Source organism: Dyadobacter sp. OTU695, assembly GCF_038440355.1.
Classification (GTDB): domain Bacteria; phylum Bacteroidota; class Bacteroidia; order Cytophagales; family Spirosomataceae; genus Dyadobacter.
The window spans coordinates 1-20,826 of the sequence record NZ_JASATN010000029.1 but is presented as its reverse complement, the minus strand read 5'-3'; the positions used below and the strand labels follow the sequence as shown (position 1 = coordinate 20,826).

The window sequence follows — 20,826 nt, the reverse complement described above, 5'->3', positions numbered from 1 at the left end:
ATATGAGCCGCGAACGACTGCCGGTATATCTGCTTTTGCTTACTGCAAGACGATAAAAATAGAAACGGTGATTTCTTCCGCAAAAAAGAGCGGCCCAGCAACGTGATGCCTAAACTATAACCCACGTAATGCTGGTGGTACTCTCTCACGGTTTCGCCCGATGAAAAAGGAAGCCATCGGTTGAAACACTCAACGGGTTTACCGTCTAACTCGATTGTGTCGTCCAAAAAAAGCTTACAGTACCATACTTCATTGCGGTTTTAGGTAGCCTGCATCCAAACCGGTTAGATGGGTTTCGCAGCAGTGTTTACGGTTGATGGAGCGAACATCTAAAATATAGCCGTATTTGCTAGCTGACGGAATAAACTTAAAATAGATGTCACCGTTGGACAGTTTATCCACTCAGGTCAGTTCGTGCGAACATATCTGTAATAGAGTCCAATGAACAAGACAAAAAATGATTTGATTAGATGTGAGTTTATAGTTATTTCCTACCCATTAACCTCACTAATACCCCTTTTAAAATTTCAACGAGAGTACCAAAGTTGTTGGGTTTGACTATGAAATCACTGGCACCGGCGGCAAGCGCTTTTCTTTTTAGCTCTGGGCTGTTTGAAGTTGAAAGCATTACAGTTGGAATTTCAGCCGTTTTCGGTTCCGACCTGATTTCCTGGATCGCTTCAATGCCATTCTTTTTCGGCATATTCATATCGACCATCACCATGGTTTCACCCAGGTCGCCTGACCTTTTCACATTGTCAACCAACTCTTCTCCATTTTCAGCTTCAATAACATTAATTTTAGGGTTTATTTCCTCCAATGCGTCTTTGATAAGCATTCTATCGTCCTCATCGTCGTCAGCAAGGTGTATGGTCTGATCCTGGTTCATATTGTTATTTGATAGCGGTCCAACAAATATATCAATCCTTCTTTGGCGATCAAACTGCATGTTGGTTCAAGTGCTTTACAGAACCTTCAACATCATCGGACATCACGATGACATTCTCTAAAACAACAATTTCAATAAGCACGACCCTAATACGCGGAGATTTTCGACGGAGTGACCGCCAGCTTGCGTGGCAGATTGACCAACGACCAGCAATCTTAATCAAACTACTAATTTGCAATAAACTAGACACTTAGCATGGCCAATTCAGCCCGAAACATTATGACTACAATTTCCGAATTCCGATGGTCCCTTTGCTGTACCACAATTTTGACCGTAAAATGGAAAACATTCCCGCCTCAAAAAAGCAAAGGGAGAGCCTTCTATGATCAGTTAATTGAAGGGGACTTGCCATGGGGACTGACTCGGAATGCATTTGCCAGCGAGATCACTGGCATGCCTGAGCTGAATTCAAAGCAACAATCAGCCAACCAACAAATTTCCGAGTTTACCGTACGCCTGCGTGATTATGATGAGGTATACCCTCCAATAGATAAGCAGTTTTTAATTCTGGTCAGCTCCCATCCGCTAGCAGTCGTACTCAAATAGTGCAAAACAACCACAAAGCAGCAGTATGAGGCATATTGGTAACTTGATTAAAGCAATGGCCGTCGGATTACAAATCTAACCATCACTCCTCAGATGCCGTAACGAACAATCGCATGTTCCCAAAGCTTCTGGTTCAAAATCATCTGCTCGAATTTAATATGACTAAGGCTTGCTAATATGATACTCAAACATATATATCAAAGCAAAGACACTGCGATACCAATAGGAGACCGTCTGATCATCTAGAGTACGCACAAATTTAAATAAGTTTCCGCCTTCCGACAATGGTCTTTTGCGAATAAACCGAGCTCCCTTGTTTGGGATCAGTCGATATATATGTATGAATTAGCGTCAACGAGTCCCCATACAAGTATAATCCATAAATTTAGTTGAACGAGGCCCGGAATTCCAGTGGTGAAAGGCTGGTCCGGGCTTTGAACAATTTACTAAAAGACTGCGGGTACTCAAAGCCAAGCTCATAGGCGATTTCGCTGACGGTTAGCTCCGTTGTCGACAATTTTTCCTTGGCTTTTTCGATCAGATGGTCCTGGATATGCTGCTGCGTATTCTTCCCGGTCAGCACACGCAGCACAGAGCCAAGATAGCCGGGGGAGATATGCAGTTTCTCCGCCAGCTCGGCCACGGTCGGGATGCCTGGCCAGCCCTGCAGGGCCTCTTCGAAGCGCTCCAGCAACTGGTGGTTGCTGATCTTCCGGGTGAGGAACTGGCGGTGGTAGAATCGCTCGGCATAGGTCAGGATGGAATCCAGTTGGCTGACCATCACCTCCTGGCTGAAGCGGTCGATATTCGAGCGGTACTCCCGCTCGATATTTTGCAGCATACCTGTAATGATCGCCTCCTCTTTGTCCGACAAGTGCAAAGCCTCGTTGACGGCATAGCTGAAATAGTCATATTTTTTGATCTTCTTAGCGAGCGGCGTATGCCATAGGAAATCCTGGTGCACCAGTAGCAGCCAGCCGGAATGTTTCAATTCTTTTCCGGGTTCCACTTCTATGCGCAAGATCTGGCCCGGCGCCATGAAGGTCATCATCCCGCAGTCAAAATCATAGGACTGCTGCCCGTATTTCATTTTGGCATCGAAGTTATGTTTCAGCCCGATCGAATAAAAGTCATTGACCAGGCTCATAGGCTCATCACTTTCCGGCGCTTTGATATCCTCAAAGCGAACCACGCTCACCAGCGGGTGCTCCGGCGCCCGCAAGCCCATCAGGCGATGGTATTCACTAACCGTTTTGATCTGCCGCAGCATAGGACAAGATACTTATTTAAATGCCAAAGCGAATTCCCGCGCAAAGTCTTCGATCTTGACTTTGCCCAAGACTGGTGGGTGCAGATCATAATCCTCGCGCATCTTGCCCGTGCGGATCGCTGCGTTCAGTTCCACCAGCAAACCGGCCGTTAAAGGCGGCACGCCATGTTGCTCCATCGTAGCTTTCACCTGCTCATCAGGGAAGGACAGCCATTGTAGGTCCGGTATACCGATCGCCGCACCCAGCACGGCTGCCACCTCGTTACAACTGCGCTCATCGCTGGCCACATAACGTATCTTCTGAACGGACGGTCGCACCAATTCTTCCGCAGTGGCTTCCGCGATATCCCGCGGTGATACCCAGACCACTTTGTTTTCACCGCCGTAGTTCGTCGCGATCATTCCCGAATTTTTGATCATATCCACATAGTGGTACAAATTGTTGTAAAAGGAGGCGGGACGCAAATAAGTGATATCAACACCATCTAATCCATTAAATATTTCTTCTATCCGGTGCGAACCAACAATGATGCCGGTACCGGCAGGTAAATGTGCGCCCCAACTGCTCAGCTGTACTACCCGTTTGACGCGACAGGCCCGGATCGCCTCCGCATAGCTTTGCCCCACCTGCTCGTAATAAGCGATCGGGTCGGGTGCCGCGAAATTTGGCGGCACCATCGTATAGACCGCATCGGCACCGGCGAACACCCGGCCTAAAAATACCGCATCCGTTACGGAACCGGTTGCTGCTGTTGCACCTAAAGCACTTATCACCCGTGATTTCCCCGGATCGGTCGTAATGATGTGCACCGCATGTCCTTGCGCGATTAATTGCTCGGCCAAACGCTTGCTGATATTTCCCAAAGAACCTGTTATAATGATTTTCATCGTACAAAGTTCCGCATTGATCAGTCGGATTGCTTAACCAAATCGACGGATATGGTGTTCATATCCGCGGTCAGATCAGCACAATGTCATATCGCGGTACGAGATTGGATGTATTTCAGTCTTAAAGAACGCAGTTTATTTCTTTCTTACGGCCTTGCCGGACACAGAATTATATGTAAAGAAAGTGCCGAAAGATTCATCATTGTTTCCGCAGGAGGCAGTCAGAATATACTTAACTGTTATTTTTGGCAGCATGAACGAGCCATTTGTTATACCGGTTGCCTACCAGGGTATCAAACGTGAATTTGAAGCTCGTTTTGAACGCTGGGGCTATACCCACCGCATCGCGGTACTAATCGATGAAACGACCTTCTCTTTCGAGCCGAACACAGAATGCGGCTACCGGGCTATCACAGAAAATCCAGCAATTTCACCTAATGTCGGCCTGTTTCCGCGGTCGCGGGGCAGCTTGCAAACCTAGATCACTGATTTGAAGCTTCCGGAGATTGAAGAACGGCCTGCTCAGGGCCGGAGAATAACGCTGCCGGTCGTTTTTCGTGATTCCAGATCGGCATGCGCTGCCGCCGCATCGGCTACGGCATAAACCGTCGGGTCCTGGAGCTCAAAAATGCCCCTGCGCACCAGTTCAAAAATTTCCGTGATGGCCGTGTTAGTTTTTACTTTATCCATGACATAGTGATTAAGCACGGCCTGTAACAGACTGATCTGTTTTTGAGACAGGAGATCTGTATCTATGACGGGTATACCCGAGGGCCAGCCATACAGGACTGCCGTTCCGCCAACCTTAACCAAGCGGACAGATCTGTTAAATGTGGACTCACCGGTACCGTCATAAACCACGTCGACGCCCTGCCCTTCAGTGTTCTCCTTAACTTTGGCCGTAAAATCTTCGGACCCCAAATTGACGACATGCGCAAAGCCTGCCACCGGCCCGCGCTACCGACTTGGATTTGCCGCAGTGTCTGAAAGTAGCCTTATCGGTGCCTGAGAGCTCCGGGGCAACAAACCGGTGTTTTAGTCAGTTACGAGAACGGTTCCCAGGCATGCCAAATTTGGACCACTGGATAAAGTAACTTTGGACTGTACACGAAACCTTACCTTCTGGATATCGCCGAAATTTGTAGTGTCAACAAAACGGACTGGAAATGAAAGAGCAGCAAGAAATAGTACTCGTCACCGGCGGGACCGGCTTTGTGGGGATGCGCGTTATCCTGCAACTACTCCAAAAGGGCTACACCGTCCGGACCACGGTACGTGATTTATTAAGCGCCGAAAAAGTAAAAAAGACTTTGACTGCAAACGGGATCGCATCTTTTGAGCGGCTCTCATTCGCACAGGCTGAATTGACCGGCGACGCCAACTGGAAAGAAGTCATGGAAGGCTGCAAATATGTATTGAGCGTTGCCGCACCGGTTTTCTTTGACAAGCCAGAGGATGAGCAGGAAGCATTCCGCCCGGCCAGGGAGGGCATTCTAAGAATATTGAGGTTTGCAAAGGCTACTGGCGTGAAACGTGTGGTGATGACCTCCAATTTCGGCGCGGTGGGTTTTACCCAGACCGACAAGACCAGGAAAACAACAGAAGAGGATTGGACGGACACCAGCAATACCGCCGTCTCCGTCTATGAACGGTCCAAGACGCTGGCGGAGCAGGCTGCCTGGGATTTTGTCCGAACAGAAGGGGAAGGCTTTGAATTTGTGACAATCAATCCGGTGGCCATCCTGGGTCCTTCGCTGGATGTCCACGTATCGGGCAGCTTTCATTTGCTCGAAAACCTGCTCAATGGCAAGATGAAAGCTGTCCCTAATATCCCGCTGAATGTCGTCGATGTCAGAGATGTAGCCGACCTGCATATCCGGGCTATGGAGACCCCGGCCGCAGCAGGGAACCGTTTCATTGCCTCGGCGGACGGGAAGATTTCTCTACCGGAAATTGCCACCTTGATCAAAAGACAGAGGCCGGAAATTGCAGGAAAGGTTGCGGAAAGAAAATTGCCCGGCCTGGTGCTGAAGGTAGCCTCCATTTTCAATGACCAGGCAAAAGAGGGGTTGCTGCTAGCCCGAATGAACAGGGATGTTAGCACACAAAAGGCAAAGGAGATACTTGGATGGTCGCCGATTGGAACCCAGCAGGAAACGGTCCTGGCAGCAGTAGATTCACTAGTCAAATATGATTTAATAAAAAAATAGGCTGATCATGACTTTAAAAATCATTAGCGGGCTGTTGATGCTGGTAACCGTTTATTTCGGCATCACCCACGGCGCGCGCGTCTTTCAGAAACCAACTCCCGAATACCAGCAGATGATGGCATCGCTGGGGATCACCCAAACTTTGCGGCCTCTAATTGGCATCGTATCCATTGTCTCGGCATTGCTGATCCTGTTACCACATACCTTCTTTATTGGTAATGCGGTCAGGGCAATGCTGCTGGTCTTAATGATGGCTTTGGCACTCAAGGCCAGGAGTTACCGCTTTGCACTCATCGAAATCCCTTTTGTCATCATGCCGCTGGCCCAGATCTACCTGGGTCATCCGCTGAGAACGATCACCTCATAAATCAAAAATCAACATCAAGTGAGAGCCATAGCCGAAAACGTAACCGCGGACATTTTACGGGAACAGTTTATTCCCGATCATGTATTTATATACATCGCTAAAGGCGCTATCCGGATGTTCGATGGCAGCAGAAATTATATGATCAAAGCAGGTGATGCGTTTGTCGCTCGAAAAAACAGGCTGGCCAAGTATGAGCTTTTGTCTACTGACGAAGGCTTTGAACCTGTGGTGTTCTGTTTTGACGAACCTTTCCTAAAGGGATTCCAGGAAAGATATGCGCCAGAGAGGTCAGATCGCCAGATAAAGGATGCTATTATCGAGATCAAGAACGACCTGCTTATTAGCAGTTTTATCGAGTCCATCAAACCTTACTATCGGGGTGTGATGGCCCTGGACAAAGATTTCGAGGATGTGAAATATGAGGAGCTATTGATTATCCTGTTGAAAATGCATCCGGAAATCTCCTCGTTCCTGTTCGATTTTGCACCTCCGGAAAAAATTAACCTGGAAGCCTTCATGAACAAGAACTTCACTTTCAATGTCGGTGTCGAACGTTTTGCAACCCTGACCGGCAGAAGTATCTCGGCCTTCAAACGGGACTTTAAACAGATATACCACCAACCGCCCAGTCAATGGCTTGTGGAGAGACGGCTTCGGGAAGCCCATTTGCTCATCAGTAAAAAGGCGCAAAAACCCGCCGATATTTATCTTGACCTGGGTTTCAAAAGCTTATCCCATTTTTCAGTAGCTTTTAAAAAGCAGTTTAATTGCACGCCGTCTGAATTGGGTAACGGTAAATAGTCCGCGTTGGCGCTACACCATAGATCAACATCTTTCGCAAGCGGGATCCGCTTAGCTCAATTGCCTTAACCGCCGGGTCAGCTCGGTGAGGCCCGCCTTTTCCAAACAGTCATTGGAAATGGTGCGGACTCGGCCAGAGCTTCGACCGGGAAGATTTTACTCTGCCGTCCAACAGCGAACAGAACTTGTGCGTTTCCGGACAACATAGCGTATGTTTGATCTTTTAATGTATTGATAATCATACTCTTAAATTTCTGGCACTTAATTTGTTTAGCAAATAGTAAGAAAATCAAATCGAGCACATATGACTAGAACGTATCTGGGAGAATTTGAAGAACTCGTCCTGCTGACGGTGGCCATTCTCAACGGCACGGCCTATGGACTGTCTATTGCCGAGGAGCTCAAGCTACGGACCGACCGCTCCATCAATCTCAGTGGGGTTCATGTTGCTTTGTACCGGCTGGAAGATAAAGGCTTCGTCAATTCAGAGCTGGGCGGAGCAACAGCAGCTCGGGGAGGCCGCCGAAAACGACTTTTCTCGATCACCGCCTATGGCAAACGCACGTTGGATGAGCTGCGGCAGACCCGCAATGACCTGTGGGAGGCTATACCGAACCTGTCCTTTTCGTAGACCATGCCGCAACTACCACATACAGTGTTACCGCCTGTTTGGGCCGACCGGATGCTGAGGTTTATATGCCCGGAAGAGTTGCACGAAGAGTTGCTGGGCGACTTACATGAGCAATTTGAGCATCAAGTTGCCGAATTGGGCGAGCCGACTGCCAGACGCTTGTACATCGAACAAACCATCAGATTTTGTCGGCCTTATTTCATTGCCCGTCGGCTTCGTGGCCACTCTAAGCATAGGAGCACCTATTCATCCCCCCTTTTTCTCGATCCGCATATGATTCGCAATTACTTCAAAATCGCCTGGAGAACTATCTTAAAGCATAAAACTTTTTCCCTACTGAATTTATTCGGGCTGGCTTTGAGCATGTCGGCGGGTTTTCTGATTTTACTGTTGTATCAAGACGGCTACAATTACGACAAATTCCACAAAGATGCGGAGTTAATTTACCGTGTAAATACGATAGCCACCCGAAAAAATGGTGAAATCGAACCGTATGCCACTAGCCCCAAACCTATCGGAAAGGTTATTGAATCAACCTTCACGTGGGTAGAAACCGTGACGGTTTTAAAGCCATTTGATGATGTGATTATTAAAAACAATCAACGGTTTGATTTTCAAGGAAAAGTCACAGATGAGAACTTTCTAAACATCTTTTCTTTCAGCCTTCAGAGTGGCGATGCTGCTCATGCTCTAAAGGAGCCAAACTCCATTATTCTTACATCTAAATTAAGCGAAAGACTCTTTGGAAGTAAAAACCCCATTAACAGCACGATCCAATTAGGTAACCGGGATATATACAAAATTACTGGTATTCTCGGGCCTAATCCGGGTAAAACCCATTTTGAATTCGATGCGTTGCTTTCCGAAAAATCGAGCGAGGACACAGTCGATAATTGGGCTAATATCAATGCAGCCTATACGTACCTTAAAGTCAGGCCCAAAACCAACGCCGAACAGGCAATCAGGGCGATTAACAAGTACGCGCTGCCGAACTACAAAAACCTTGCAATAGACAATCGGGATGCACATTATAAATTTGATTTACAGGCTCTTCCGGACATTACGCCGGGTTACAGTATCGCCAATGCAATGGGAAAAGGGTTGCCAAGCCATCTACTCTGGTTTTTGGCGTTGATGGGCTTTATCGTCATAGTCTCTGCCATTTTTAATTACAGTAACCTGACGTTGGCAAAAACGTTTAGCAGGGCCAAAGAAATAGGGGTGAGGAAAGTAATGGGCGCTAACAGATCCCAGGTTTTATTCCAGATCATTAGTGAGGGAATCATACTTGCACTCATTGCTTTGATAATAGCGATAGGTTTTGTGATGTATTTCAAAGCGGAGTTGAGCGCGTTGCAGAGTTTTCAGTTTTTCGATCTGAATGTAAGCCCGACGCTAAGTTCCTTTGCCTACTTTATCATTTTTGCTATACTAATGGGCGCAATGGCTGGCTTATTACCAGCTATTACTATTTCAAAACTCAATCCGCTCAGGGCGATTCAAAAAATCGAAAATCTCGCTATGTTCAAACGAATTGGGCTAGTTAAAATACTTTTAGTGGTTCAATTTGCTTTTACGATGCTGTTTTTAATGATAATAACAACCCTGCATAAGCAAATAGAATTTGCCATTAATATGGATTACGGCTTTTCAGCAGATCAGGTTTATTCTATTCGTTTGCAAGGTATTCCGGTTGAGATTGTCCGGTCAAAATTTGCCGGGATTGCGGGTGTAGAGCGTATTTCGTCAATGGATATTCCGATAGGTACGTATTCGAATGCTTCGGCCAAAATGAAGATACATGAAACCGATGAGTATAAGTCGGTTAGCAGTTATTCCGTTGACAATGAATTTATACCGGGGTTAGGCTTGACACTTATTTCAGGAACAAATTTTTCGTCCAATCCATCTTTAAATACCACGAACAAAGAAGTAATTGTCAATGAACTTTTCACAGAAAAATATCAATTAGGTAATGCTGCGGAGTCGATAGGCAAGCAGATCTTCTTAAATGATTCTACGACGGCTACGATAAAAGGCGTAGTAAAAGACTTTTTATTCAAACCTGCAGACGATCCGTTAAAGCCATTACTACTCAGGAATGAGCCGTCCGAGTGGAAGATGCTTAATGTCAAAATTGCTCCGCATAGCACCGAGAAAACAGTTGCCGCACTTCAATCAGCCTGGAAAGAATTAGCCCCTGGATATGCGTTTCGAGGCGAATTCTATAAAACTACTATTGAAACCAACTTCGCGATCGGGAAAGATGTGAATAAGATTATCACCTTTTTCACTTTCCTAAGCGCCGTAATCGGAATCATGGGCTTATTAGGCATGACCATCTACTCGGTTGAAAAAAGGCAGAGAGAAATAAGTTTACGAAAAGTACTGGGGGCTACTAAACGGGATATTATTATAACCTTATCCAAAGGATTTGTGCTTCTGCTACTTATCAGTTTCTGCGTAGCCATACCACTAGGAGTTTATGTCAGCGATTTGATTTTGACTAACTTTGCTAACCGCATCAGTGCCGGTTTAAACATTGTCCTGCCCGGATTCATCCTGATTTCCCTGTTGGCAGTTATAACCGTTTGTTCACAGACTATTCGAGCCGCTTTAATGAATCCAGTCAAATCGTTACGAAGCGAATAATGGGGCGACCTGCCTGAACGCGCATCCTCAACGGTTCATATAAAAGGCTTCCCCACGAGTGGCGGGCTTGGTCTTTAACAAAAAGGTGGAAGTCATAAACTCCCACCTTTATTTTAACTGTACCTGCAAATCGACCAGGAAACCTGGAGAGCCACTTTACTCCATCATCATCAGATTGGTGTCGCTTAATTATTTCATTGATCCGAGTTCCGATAATGAGTATCCAATGCGGCCTGCAATGGAAGCGATCTTAAACGTATTCCGGATAGCTGATAAATAGCATTAGCAATAGCTGGTGCGACAGGCGAAATGGGAGGTTCTCCCACACCGGAAGGCAATTCCAGGCTTTCTTGAATGATCACCTCGATCTGAGGCGTGTCCCTGAGCGTAGCTACCTGATAATCAACAAAATTTGTTTGCATACACTGGCTATTTTCAATGGTGGCCTCTTCAAAAAGAGCAGCACTGACTGCCATGATCGTAGCTCCCTCTACCTGCTGTCTGACCCCATTTGGATTTACAATGATTCCGGCGTCAATGGCTTGAACGACCCGTGTAACTCTTATTTTTTTATCTATAATTTGTACCTCAACCAGCGCCGCCGATATGGTACCCCGGTCTTCACAGGCCGCGATGCCCCGACCAATCGGATCTGTTTTAGGTGTGTTCCATCCGCCTTTTTCTCCAAGCTTCAATAACAGCTTTTTACGGCGTTGCAACAGTTCGGTATTGCCGCAATGTGCAATCCTGAATGTCAGTGGGTCAGCGCCAGCTTTGTCCGCCATTTCATCCATAAAGCTTTCGATAGCAAATGTATTGGCAAACATGCCCACACCCCGCCACAAGCCGGTCTGAAAAGGAAGGTCGCCGCCCCATATTTTTGCTGTTTTGTTTGGAATGGAATACGGAATCCTGGCTCCGTGACCAGCCGCCGGGAAGTCGGCTCCAATAATGGGTTTTGCTATGGGAACAGCTAAGAATGCCATAGAGCCAGTCGCAAATTCATGTTGCAAAACCGAAATTTTACCATTTGTATCCAATTGGCCGTGAAGGATATGATGCGTGTTGGGTCTTACATGTCCGTTTTGAAATTCCTGTTGCCTGCTGTAAAGCAGGTGTACCGGCTTACCCACAGCTTTGGAAAGTTTAACGGCCTCAATTCCATTATGTTTATATCCCCTGCGGCCAAATCCTCCCCCGATGAATCTTGGAATGATTTGAATATTTTCCTCCTTGAAATCAGTTTCAGCGGCAATCGTTTCGCGCATGAAAGCTGAATTCTGTGTAGAGGCATATAATGTTACGGTTTCGCCAGATACATCTGCTATCATGACACTGGGCTCCATCGACGCATGATATCCAAGCGGTGTCCGGTACTCGCCGATCACCCGCTCACTTTTTGTATCAATCGTGGCATCACCCTCGTCTTGCATGACTACTGGTGTACCGTTGCCTACTGTAATGGCCTTAATCGCATCCTTTGTTGAATAATTTGGTTCAAAAGCCCAGGAAACTTCAATCTCGGAGACGGCTTTCTCCGCTGCATACCTTGTTTTCGCTACCACGCCGATCCACTGCTTATCCTGAACAATCTTTAAAACGCCGGGGCTATCTGCGGCATGGGTGGTATCCGCCGTTTTTACCGCACCGCCAAAGTACGGACAATACAAAACGGCACCATAAAGCATTCCGGGAATGTCCGTATCAATTCCATAAACCGCTTTACCCAGTACTTTTTCCCTTGCATCGACCCGTTTGTGCTCCTTACCGATCATTTTGAAAGCGGATGCCGGACGTAAGGCAGGAGTTTTGGCCAGCTCCCATTTTTTGGTTTGCCGGGCTATTTCCGCATAAGTCGCGCGATGGCTCCCGGATGTGACCACACCATGGGCAGTTTGCAAGGTGGTTATCGGGCCGCCCCATAACTTCGAGGCGGCCAGTTTTAAGGTTTCCCGCAATGTAGCAGCCACTTCTCTGATACTGGTGTACAAAGAAGCGGTGCTGTTGCTCATACCGGTGCTTGCAGTGGTTTGCGGGCCCGATAACGTGGATGCATGAACGACCTTGATCGCGTCAAAATCTACATCGAGTTCTTCGGCCGCCAGTATAGCAAAACCTGTGAAAATACCCTGTCCCATTTCTACTTTGGGAGACTTCAATGTGATGCTATTATCGGCATTAACCTCAAACCACACCGTCGGGTCGAAATCGGTAACGCCGGAGTCAAACTTCATATCAGCGGCCACATTGCTCAGGGCACCGCGGACTCTGGATCTTCCAAAATAAAGCAAGGCAACCGACCCGAGTATCGTTGCGCCGGAACGTGCCAGGAACTTCCTTCTGGAAAATCCCTTTTTTGGCTTTTCAGTTGATGTTTTCATGTTTTATTGTTTGCGCAGCCAGGAGAATCGCTTTGATAATGCGCGGGTAGGTCCCGCAACGGCAAATGTTGGAAATGCTGTTTTTAATGTCATCTTCCGTAGGATTTTTGTTCTTTTCCAGAAAATCGGCAGCAGCCATCATAAAGCCGGGCTGACAATATCCGCACTGCGGCACCTGAACTTCCAGCCATGCTTGCTGTACGACGTGCAAGCGATTCTGATCCTTTGACAAACCCTCAATGGTGGTCACCTCTTTTCCATGGGCCATATGTGCCGGATATAGGCATGAGCGGACCAATTCTCCGTTTACATGGACCGAGCAGGCTCCGCATATTCCCTTACCACACCCAAACTTTGTCCCCTTTAATTTCGCTTCGTCCCTGATAAGCCATAAGAGAGGCATGTCAGGATCCGCTTCAAATGTGCTGGCTTCGGCATTAATTTTGAGCGCTATTTTCATATTTTCCAAGTAAAGATTTTACCGACTTTGTAAGACTATAGCAACAAGGTTTGTACCCTCGCAATTTTTTCACTTCATCGATCGCGGGAACAATGCAAAAGTGCTATCTATACAGTTGGTGTAATTAGTCAAAACACCTTTTGCTGTAGCCAAAAAGTATAGCTTTAAAAACGGATCCTGATCCCGCCTCCAATCTTGACAATATCTGTAATTGTCAGTACGGTCGGATTGAGTATATAGCTGACCAAATACAGATCATTGGTGTTTAAGTCAATATATCCGGTTACCGTTTTTACTGCACCTGTATTTTTTAATTCAAAGGTAACAGAGGACTCTGTCGCCAAATGAAGCCGGAGCGCAGACTTCCACCAATAATAACCCCGGGGAAAGCGTTCGGGCCAGTTAAGGTAGAACTGGTCGCCAAAATGGTAGGCTGCTTTTATTCCAATATCCAGCGGATGAATAGCAACGGTTCTGCTGACCTTTATCTTCAATGGCTGGTAATACACCGAGGCGGAAAGTATGTGCAACTCCCCACCCAAATCTTCAGGTACATAGCCGTACTGCAGGCCGATCCGTATTCGGCTGCGGAATAAATCGTAACCGGCACCCACGCTAACCCACCCGATGCTCCCCGCATATTGAATCCCGAAGTGATCAGGCAGCAAATTTCTCACGGATTGCGCATAGCAATTCATATCTGCTGATCCGATCAGCAGCGCAAGCATTACCCCTATTTTTGGTTTCATTCTAGTATCCCACTATCGATTTGAGGACTTTTCCGTTTACTATTTTAAGCAGTACAAAAGCATTTTGGTTAAAAGCGTAGCTGGTCATATACCTGACCCCATCCCCAAATGGGTAAAAATCCAGATGCTGGTGAACATGCCCGTGAAGAGACAGCAGCATTTTTGGCGTTTGGCTTAATAATAATGGGTACGATTCAGCCAGTTCACGATCAAATTCCAGCGGGCTGAAAGGTGGAACGTGAGAAACGGTCACAATATACGCAGCATCTGTTGTGCCGGACAATTCCCGGGAAAGCCAGGTCATGTCCGGTATTTTACGATTTGAGTATTCCAGACTGTTTGTGTTATGACAGATAAATTTGACGCTGTCATAGACAAACGAGAAATCAGTCCGCCCAAACATCCTTGTATATACTTCCTCCCCGTTCGCAACCAGGTCGTGGTTCCCAATTACGCCGACGTATGGTTTTTCCAGACCGCTGAGGCGATCGTTGACCCACTCAAATTCCTGTAAAAGGCCAAAATCCGAGATGTCGCCTGCAAGGAGAACCAGGTCGACATTATCCAGTGTATTTATCTTTTTTACAAACCGGTCGAGCTGATCATACCAGCGCTGCGAATCCCCAACAAAAACAACAGTTACCGTATCGTCGGTCGGATTAGAAAAAAGCTTGGTCAGATTTTTCGAATTAAGGTCCCTGGGCGAGTCCCTGTCGCTGACCTGGTTGGCACTAAATTCGAAGCTGTCGCAACCCGTCAGCAGCAAAATGCAAATGATCCAGCTTACAGATTCGATCTTTAATTTACGTTGCAGTCTCATCAAAAATCATCAATTGAACGATGCCCTGAATTCCAAAGGAGACACTTTGGTTTTGGTCTTAAAAAGTTTGTTGAATGATTGCGGGTGCTCAAAGCCCAGGCCATAGGCAATCTCGCTGACCGACAAGCTGGTCGTAGATAGTTTTTCCTTGGCCTTGTCAATCAGCTTTTCGTGAATGTGCTGCTGCGTGCTTTGTCCGGTCAAATTTTTAAGCAAACTCCTCAAATAGCCTGGTGAAACGTGAAGCGCCTCCGAAATAAACTCTACCGTTGGCAAGCCGTTGGTCACAAGGTCATCACTATCAAAATAATTGTCCAATAAATCATTCAGCCGGTCAAGGATCTGGTGATTGGCGATCTTGCGGGTAATGAACTGCCTCTGGTAGAAGCGTTCTGAGTAATTGAGCAGGGTCTCCAAGTGCGATACGATGATGTTTTGCGTGAACCCGTCGATATTCCCGTTGCATTCGTGTATAATATTTGCAACGATATCATTCATTACTTTTTCCTCCTTCTCCGATAAAAACAAGGCCTCCTTTACCGAGTAATTAAAAAATTCGTACTGCTTAATCTTTTTGGCAAGCGGTGTTCCCCAAAAGAAATCCGGGTGCACAAACAGCATCCATCCTTTGGGTTCATATCCAGGCGCATGCTCCTGCCCGCTTAAAATTTGGTTAGGTCCCACAAAGGCCATAAAGCCTTCGTCAAAATCGTATTTCTGCTGCCCATACATCAGGTTGTTGCAATTCCGTTTGATCGAAATCATATAAAAATCCAGCACGACGCTCATGCCGGGACTTCCTTTCAGCTGGCCACATTCAATAATGCTGATCATGGGATGCGGCGGCGGCGCGAACCCCTGCATTTTATGGGCCTGAGAGATGGAACTTATTCTAATCGGTGTATTCATCGTATTTTTTGTTAGAACTTGAAAGGATATTAATCACCATGAGTGATCGATTAAGTGACGCCTATTTTTTTGTTTGCGATAAATAAAGCACCCGCACAAAGCACACTTGCCATCGGGCCGATCAACAATCCCCATCTGAGCCCATTGCCTGCGTTTGAAGCCGTAGCAAAATCACTGATAAAACCTACCAACACAGGCGCCAGCGACGGGCCCAAAAGACTGGACCCAAACAAAAGCAAACCCGTGGACAATGCTTTATTGTCATTTCCAGCCACCAAATGGCCGCTGCCAAATGCGTAAGGCAACAAAAAGGCAAAAGAAAACATACCTGGCACCAGTAACGCGATGGCCCAATTGCTTGTAGGCATAAACAAGGCCGCAACAGTACAGAAAGCAGCAATTATGATCAGGACAGCTGGTGGCCCCAACAAATACCTAGAATGTTTGGCAATTGCCCGGTCGAAAAACCTTCCACCCAGCAGCGTTGCTGCGATGCCAAGCAGCCCCTGTATCAACCCAAACCTGAGCCCAACTTCACTTGCCGTCAGCCCGTAAGTTCTTATCAGGAATGGAGCGCTGAAAACATAGAATGGCGCGGACGCAAAACCCAGCAGATTAGCTGCCGCAAATAGCCATAGGAAAGCGGGTTTCATCAATAATTTTTTGCCTGCTACGAGAAACCCATCGGGTTCTGCCGTTGTCAATGCAGATGCTCCGTTTCCAGGCACAAACAGCATGACCGATAAGGCTAAAACCAATCCAAAGGCACCTGCCGCAAAAAATGCGCTACGCCAGCCAATATGGTCTCCAGCCCACCCTCCCAGGGCAAATCCAAGCATAGTGCCCAAGGGAATTCCCATGGAGAACAACCCAATCGCCCTGCCCCGAAACAAATCAGGAATTCTTTGGCCAATAAGAAAATGACTGGCGGGTGTACTCCCCGCCTCTCCTAGGGCTACCCCAATGCGCAACAACACCAATATCAGGAAGCTATTAGCCAGCCCGGCCAAGGCGGTCATAACCGTCCAAATCACAATACAACAAACCAGTACATTTTTTGCACCGCCCCTGTCAGAGATGCGGGCCAGGGGCAAAGCTGCAAGCGTGTAACACATAGCGAATGCAAGGCCGGTCACCATCCCGAGCTGCGTATCGCTAAGGCCCAGATCCCCTTTGATCGATTCCGCCAAAATGAATGGCAAAATCCTATCGACCTGGCTGACAATACTTACCAATAGCAAGGTGGTTAAAAAGGTGGCTTTTTTCCAACCACGTAGATATGCATCATTGCTGGCAATCTCACCAATGTTCATCATAAGATCAATTTATGCGTTTTTTTGCCCACCTTTTTTGTCTCTTTCCTTAATTGGCGGAATAGAATTCCTTGCCCGCTTTACTTGCCTGTTCTAACAAAAAGCGGGGCGCAATCCTGCTCATCACCCGAATGAGCTTCGATAGGCCCGGGTAAACTTCATCCTGATCGTCTTTTATCCCTTTGATGGCCGCATCCACAATTTTATCAGGTGACATCAACGCGCTTGCATTCACAGCCCGGTCGGTTGTAAATTTTTCGTTCAGCGGTGTATTCGAACCAGGTGCGACCAACTCGATCACCTTTATCCCCGTATGCCTGAGCTGCACCCTGAGCGCCTTTGTATAAGCCCTGAGCCCCGCCTTGCTGGCGCTGTAAATCGGCGAGATCGGAAACGCCATTAACGCGATACCCGAAGTTACATTTATGATTGCAGCCTTTTTCCGGGTCTTTAAATGTGGCAAAAACTGCTGTACCAAATGTATCGGCCCTGACAGGTTGATGTCTATCTCCCGGGTGAGATCAGCGAGCTCATGAGGCTGGTTCAAGCTTATCTTCCGCATTTCGCCGGCGTTGTTGATAAGGATGTTTAACTCGGGAAACCGTTGAGTCACTTGGCTGAATAGGTTCCCAATATGCGCTATATCGGAAACATCACTTTGAAAGATTTGCACCCCGGGAAACAGTTTTTTTGTTTCCTCTAATCTGGCCATGTTTCTTCCGGTTATGATCACCGTATTGCCCAGCTCTAAAAATCTTTTTGCAAATTCAAGACCAAAACCGCTGGTTCCGCCTGTGATCAGGATGGTATTACCAAATAAGTCCATTGATGTTCAATTGTTTTTTATAGTTCAACCCTTACCCCAAAAGTTGGAAACATCCCCAGGCCGGCCCTGTACACGTTTCCGGTATTAGGAATGAATACCTCCGTATTTACATTAAACTGGTTGTTGATGTTGGCCAGGTCTACAAAGGCAGAGAACATTCCTTTTTTCAAAGGCACATTGTAATCCACGCGGACGTCCAGGCTGACATAATCAGGCAATCTTCTGCCATTGATCTCAGTGATTTCCTGCGAATAACGCAGCATGTTAGGATTGCCAAGCACATTGGAATGAAGGGTAGAGACATCGGCAGGGCGGCCGGTACTGTAGCGGAATTTACCCGAAAAGATCCATTTATTGTTAGGCTTGTAGCTGCCCAGTAAGGAAAGGTTGTGTGGTATGCTAAAAGTGTAATCATATTCACCCAAGCCGTTGTTGTCATTTCTTTTGCTTTCCATATATGAATAACTGAGGGTACCGTACCAGCTTTGTGAAAGTCGTTTGGTAAGGCTCAGGTCAGCGCCGTATGCGTAGCCGGTACCGTTATTGTTGAGGTAGCTCTGCACCCGGTTAGGCTGGACAACCACATCGTCGAACTGTTTATGCCAACCTTCCACGACCAGTTTCAGATCGCCTGAAAACTGGTATTTATAGCCTAAAATGTTTTGAAAGGTCCTCTCATTTTTCAGCTTATTGGCAGCGCTTTGCCCTGCCAGGTCGGAGAAAGCAGCATCCTGAAAATAGACACCGGAAGCAAAATTGACACTCTGTTTATCACCCAACAGAATACTGCCGCTTATTCTTGGCGAAACGGTATGCTGCTCGGTGAAACCTGTGTAATCATAGCGAATGCTTGGGTTCAGGGTAAAACCATTAGCAATTTTCCATGATACCGCAACGTAACCAGAACCGTTGAAGGCACTGTTATCAAAGCTGGAATTGTATTGGGACGGGTTCAGAATCTGATAATATTGGCCAGGGCTTGGTCTTGGATCCGTACGGCGGAAAGTGTAGACCGTATCTACACGTTTCAGGGTCCTTTCATAATCCAGGTTCACCATAGCCGCATCAATCCCGGCGGTAAAAGTGACTTTATTGAAGCGTTTAGTATAAACCGAGCGGTAACCAACCTCTGACTGGTTGTTTTTGATCCGCCTGAGATCGTCTTCGTATCTGCCATATCTTGGGTCTAAGACCATGCCTTCTTCATCCAATGATGGCGTAAAATTGCCGAAGTTGTTATCCACCGTCGATGAACGGAAGTACAGGACGTTCCTGAGGTAACTTTTGCTATCGATCAGAGTCCTCAGATTCAACCCGACCAGCGCTTTGCTACCCCTATGATTAAAGAGCATGGTGCCGCCACTGTTGTCATCATTGATATTGTAGTTTGGATCGACATCATCAATGCTCCGGCGTGGCCTTTCCGGATTATACATGGCAATAAATGAAAGTTTATTTTTTGCATTGAGCTCTGTTGTCGTTTTGACCAAATAATCGCCAAAGCCGATGCTGACAGGATTTTGCTGATCCAACACCCTTTGCAACACTGCAAAATTCTGATACCTTCCCGAAGCGAACATACTTGTCTTTTTAGAGACCGGGCCATCGGCAATTAAAGTAGCCCCCAGCAAATCAAACTGTCCTGCAAACGACCAGGTTTCTTTATTACCTTCCTTGATGCCAAGCGCGAGATAGGACGAAGATCTCCGGCCATATACCGCGTCAAAACCACCATTCTGGAATTGTACGTTGTCGACAATCCTGGGTGCAAAAATGCTGAACCGCCCGCCATTGGGATCATTAAAGCCCGAGTTGAAACCCTCCGCTTCCAAATGGGACAAGTTGAACACCGGTATATCATCTACCATATAAACGTTGTCCTGAGTGCCCTGGCCCCTTGCGGCAATGGCGGAAAACTGGGCTCCGCTGCTTACCACGCCGGGCAGGCTTCCCAAGGCCCGCATGATATCGCCCTGAGCACCGGGATTTCTGAAAATTTCTTCCCTCGAATACGAAAAAGTGGATACTGGTGTCAAAAGATTGTTTTCTCCCTTAAATGCGCGGACCGTCGCCTCGTTTAAGTTGGCTACCGCTTCCAGAATTTCTAATTCGGAATAATAGGTTTTACCCGGTGTGATGACGACTTCACTGATATTCCTGGTCTGGAATCCTATGGAAGAGATCGTTACCGGATAAGTACCGGCCGGGATGTTATTGATTGTAAATATCCCGGATGTATCGGTGACCGCCCCGAATTGTGAGTGCTCGATCTGCACAGTGGCACCGATAACCGGCTGCTTGGTGGACTGATCCAAAATTTTCCCTTTGAAATTTCCCGTTGTTTGTGCGAATGACGCCAGGCTCACCATACTGAAAAGTAGGGTCAGTACATAGGTCTTCATCTTGCTTCTTTGTTTCATTTTATCCTGTTTTCGTTTCTGCAAAATTGCAGCAGGAATAAAAAGCGGAAGTAGCCAAAACGCCTTTTGATGTAGTCAAAAGGAATATGAATTGCCTGAACAGCCTATTGTTCCATCAGGTGCACATTCTATCACAGAAGCTGATAATCTTCCTTTTCACTACAACCTGGCGACTTTTGGATACATCCGCCAATTGACATTGGCTGAACTTTGTATCAACAACAGCGAGAAAAATATGGATTTAAAGAATAGCACTATCCTGATCACAGGAGGAACCAGCGGTATAGGTTTGGAATTGGTCAAGCAACTTACCCGGCAAGGATCAACAATCATTGTTACAGGACGTAAACAAGAGGCCTTGAATGAGACCAAGAGGCGTTTCCCCCAAGTACACGTCTTTCAGAGCGATGTAAGTGATCCGCAGGATATCGAGCGCCTCTACAAAGAGGTGACACAACAATTCCCTGATCTGAATATGATCGTTAACAATGCGGGTGAAATGCGGTTGCTTGACGTTCAGGACACCAGTAGGGACCTGGAAAACATAACCCGTGAGATTGATATCAATCTGACGGGAACGATCCGGATGGTTCATCAATTTTTGCCGCACCTGATGAGCAGGCCCTCTGCGGCC

The 20,826-nt window shown here is 46.9% G+C and carries 20 protein-coding genes; 8 read left to right on the top strand and 12 right to left on the bottom strand.

The genetic code is table 11. The features are described from left to right. Positions 1–484: 484 nt before the first annotated feature. Positions 485–949 carry a response regulator gene (locus AAHB90_RS30090; RefSeq protein ID WP_342089022.1) on the bottom strand — a complete coding sequence of 155 codons (465 nt, stop codon included), beginning with the start codon at positions 947–949 and terminating at the stop codon, positions 485–487. A 195-nt stretch (positions 950–1,144) separates the two neighbouring features. Between AAHB90_RS30090 and AAHB90_RS30085 the strand changes: the two genes are divergently transcribed. Next, positions 1,145–1,495 (top strand): hypothetical protein, encoded by a 351-nt coding sequence (locus AAHB90_RS30085; protein ID WP_342089021.1) that lies wholly within the window; start codon positions 1,145–1,147, stop codon positions 1,493–1,495. 385 nt (positions 1,496–1,880) lie between these two features. On the opposite strand, the gene AAHB90_RS30080 is transcribed toward AAHB90_RS30085, so the two are convergent. Continuing rightward, positions 1,881–2,765 (bottom strand): helix-turn-helix domain-containing protein, encoded by an 885-nt coding sequence (locus tag AAHB90_RS30080; RefSeq protein ID WP_342089020.1) that lies wholly within the window; start codon positions 2,763–2,765, stop codon positions 1,881–1,883. A gap of 12 nt (positions 2,766–2,777) precedes the next feature. After that, entirely contained in the window at positions 2,778–3,653 is an 876-nt protein-coding gene (locus tag AAHB90_RS30075) for an NAD(P)H-binding protein (RefSeq protein WP_342089019.1), read from the bottom strand. Between the two features lie 253 nt (positions 3,654–3,906). Here AAHB90_RS30075 and AAHB90_RS30070 point away from each other — a divergent pair, with 253 nt between their 5' ends. Further along, entirely contained in the window at positions 3,907–4,134 is a 228-nt protein-coding gene (locus AAHB90_RS30070; protein WP_342089018.1) for a hypothetical protein, read from the top strand. A gap of 41 nt (positions 4,135–4,175) precedes the next feature. Here AAHB90_RS30070 and AAHB90_RS30065 read toward each other — a convergent pair whose 3' ends face one another. Beyond that, on the bottom strand, positions 4,176–4,601 hold the full coding sequence (locus tag AAHB90_RS30065) for a zinc-binding dehydrogenase (RefSeq protein WP_342089017.1): 426 nt from the start codon (positions 4,599–4,601) through the stop codon (positions 4,176–4,178). A 218-nt stretch (positions 4,602–4,819) separates the two neighbouring features. On the opposite strand from AAHB90_RS30065, the gene AAHB90_RS30060 reads away from it, so the two are divergent. The 5 genes from AAHB90_RS30060 (at position 4,820) to AAHB90_RS30040 (ending at position 10,314) form a co-directional block, all read left to right on the top strand. Continuing rightward, positions 4,820–5,863: an SDR family oxidoreductase gene (locus AAHB90_RS30060; protein ID WP_342089016.1), complete on the top strand. Its 1,044-nt coding sequence runs from the start codon at positions 4,820–4,822 to the stop codon at positions 5,861–5,863. A 7-nt stretch (positions 5,864–5,870) separates the two neighbouring features. Next, a complete protein-coding gene (locus tag AAHB90_RS30055; RefSeq protein ID WP_342089015.1) occupies positions 5,871–6,230 on the top strand; it encodes a DoxX family protein in 360 nt (119 codons plus the stop codon). An 18-nt stretch (positions 6,231–6,248) separates the two neighbouring features. Then, positions 6,249–7,031, top strand: a complete 783-nt coding sequence (locus AAHB90_RS30050) for a helix-turn-helix domain-containing protein (RefSeq protein WP_342089014.1) — start codon at positions 6,249–6,251, stop codon at positions 7,029–7,031. Between the two features lie 304 nt (positions 7,032–7,335). Continuing rightward, positions 7,336–7,662, top strand: coding sequence for a PadR family transcriptional regulator (locus tag AAHB90_RS30045; RefSeq protein WP_342089013.1), 327 nt, complete (start codon positions 7,336–7,338; stop codon positions 7,660–7,662). Between the two features lie 3 nt (positions 7,663–7,665). After that, on the top strand, positions 7,666–10,314 hold the full coding sequence (locus AAHB90_RS30040) for an FtsX-like permease family protein (RefSeq protein ID WP_342089012.1): 2,649 nt from the start codon (positions 7,666–7,668) through the stop codon (positions 10,312–10,314). Positions 10,315–10,508: 194 nt separating this feature from the next. Here the strand turns inward: AAHB90_RS30040 and AAHB90_RS30035 are convergent, their stop codons facing one another. The 8 genes from AAHB90_RS30035 to AAHB90_RS30000 form a co-directional block, all read right to left on the bottom strand. Then, a complete protein-coding gene (locus tag AAHB90_RS30035; protein WP_342089010.1) occupies positions 10,509–12,695 on the bottom strand; it encodes a xanthine dehydrogenase family protein molybdopterin-binding subunit in 2,187 nt (728 codons plus the stop codon). Then, positions 12,679–13,155 (bottom strand): (2Fe-2S)-binding protein, encoded by a 477-nt coding sequence (locus AAHB90_RS30030; RefSeq protein ID WP_342089009.1) that lies wholly within the window; start codon positions 13,153–13,155, stop codon positions 12,679–12,681. Before AAHB90_RS30030 ends, AAHB90_RS30035 begins: the two co-directional genes overlap by 17 nt. A 164-nt stretch (positions 13,156–13,319) precedes the next feature. Further along, positions 13,320–13,883 carry a hypothetical protein gene (locus tag AAHB90_RS30025; protein ID WP_342089008.1) on the bottom strand — a complete coding sequence of 188 codons (564 nt, stop codon included), beginning with the start codon at positions 13,881–13,883 and terminating at the stop codon, positions 13,320–13,322. 22 nt (positions 13,884–13,905) lie between these two features. After that, complete coding sequence (locus AAHB90_RS30020; RefSeq protein ID WP_342089007.1) at positions 13,906–14,724, bottom strand: metallophosphoesterase family protein; 819 nt, start codon at positions 14,722–14,724, stop codon at positions 13,906–13,908. A gap of 9 nt (positions 14,725–14,733) precedes the next feature. Continuing rightward, positions 14,734–15,633, bottom strand: coding sequence for a helix-turn-helix domain-containing protein (locus AAHB90_RS30015; RefSeq protein WP_342089006.1), 900 nt, complete (start codon positions 15,631–15,633; stop codon positions 14,734–14,736). Positions 15,634–15,683: 50 nt separating this feature from the next. Then, complete coding sequence (locus tag AAHB90_RS30010; protein ID WP_342089005.1) at positions 15,684–16,949, bottom strand: MFS transporter; 1,266 nt, start codon at positions 16,947–16,949, stop codon at positions 15,684–15,686. 46 nt (positions 16,950–16,995) lie between these two features. Then, complete coding sequence (locus tag AAHB90_RS30005) at positions 16,996–17,772, bottom strand: SDR family oxidoreductase (RefSeq protein ID WP_342089004.1); 777 nt, start codon at positions 17,770–17,772, stop codon at positions 16,996–16,998. A gap of 17 nt (positions 17,773–17,789) precedes the next feature. After that, positions 17,790–20,192 (bottom strand): TonB-dependent receptor, encoded by a 2,403-nt coding sequence (locus AAHB90_RS30000; protein WP_342089003.1) that lies wholly within the window; start codon positions 20,190–20,192, stop codon positions 17,790–17,792. Positions 20,193–20,283: 91 nt separating this feature from the next. Between AAHB90_RS30000 and AAHB90_RS29995 the strand changes: the two genes are divergently transcribed. After that, positions 20,284–20,826: SDR family NAD(P)-dependent oxidoreductase (locus tag AAHB90_RS29995; RefSeq protein WP_342089002.1), on the top strand; the 543-nt coding region annotated here is incomplete at its 3' end.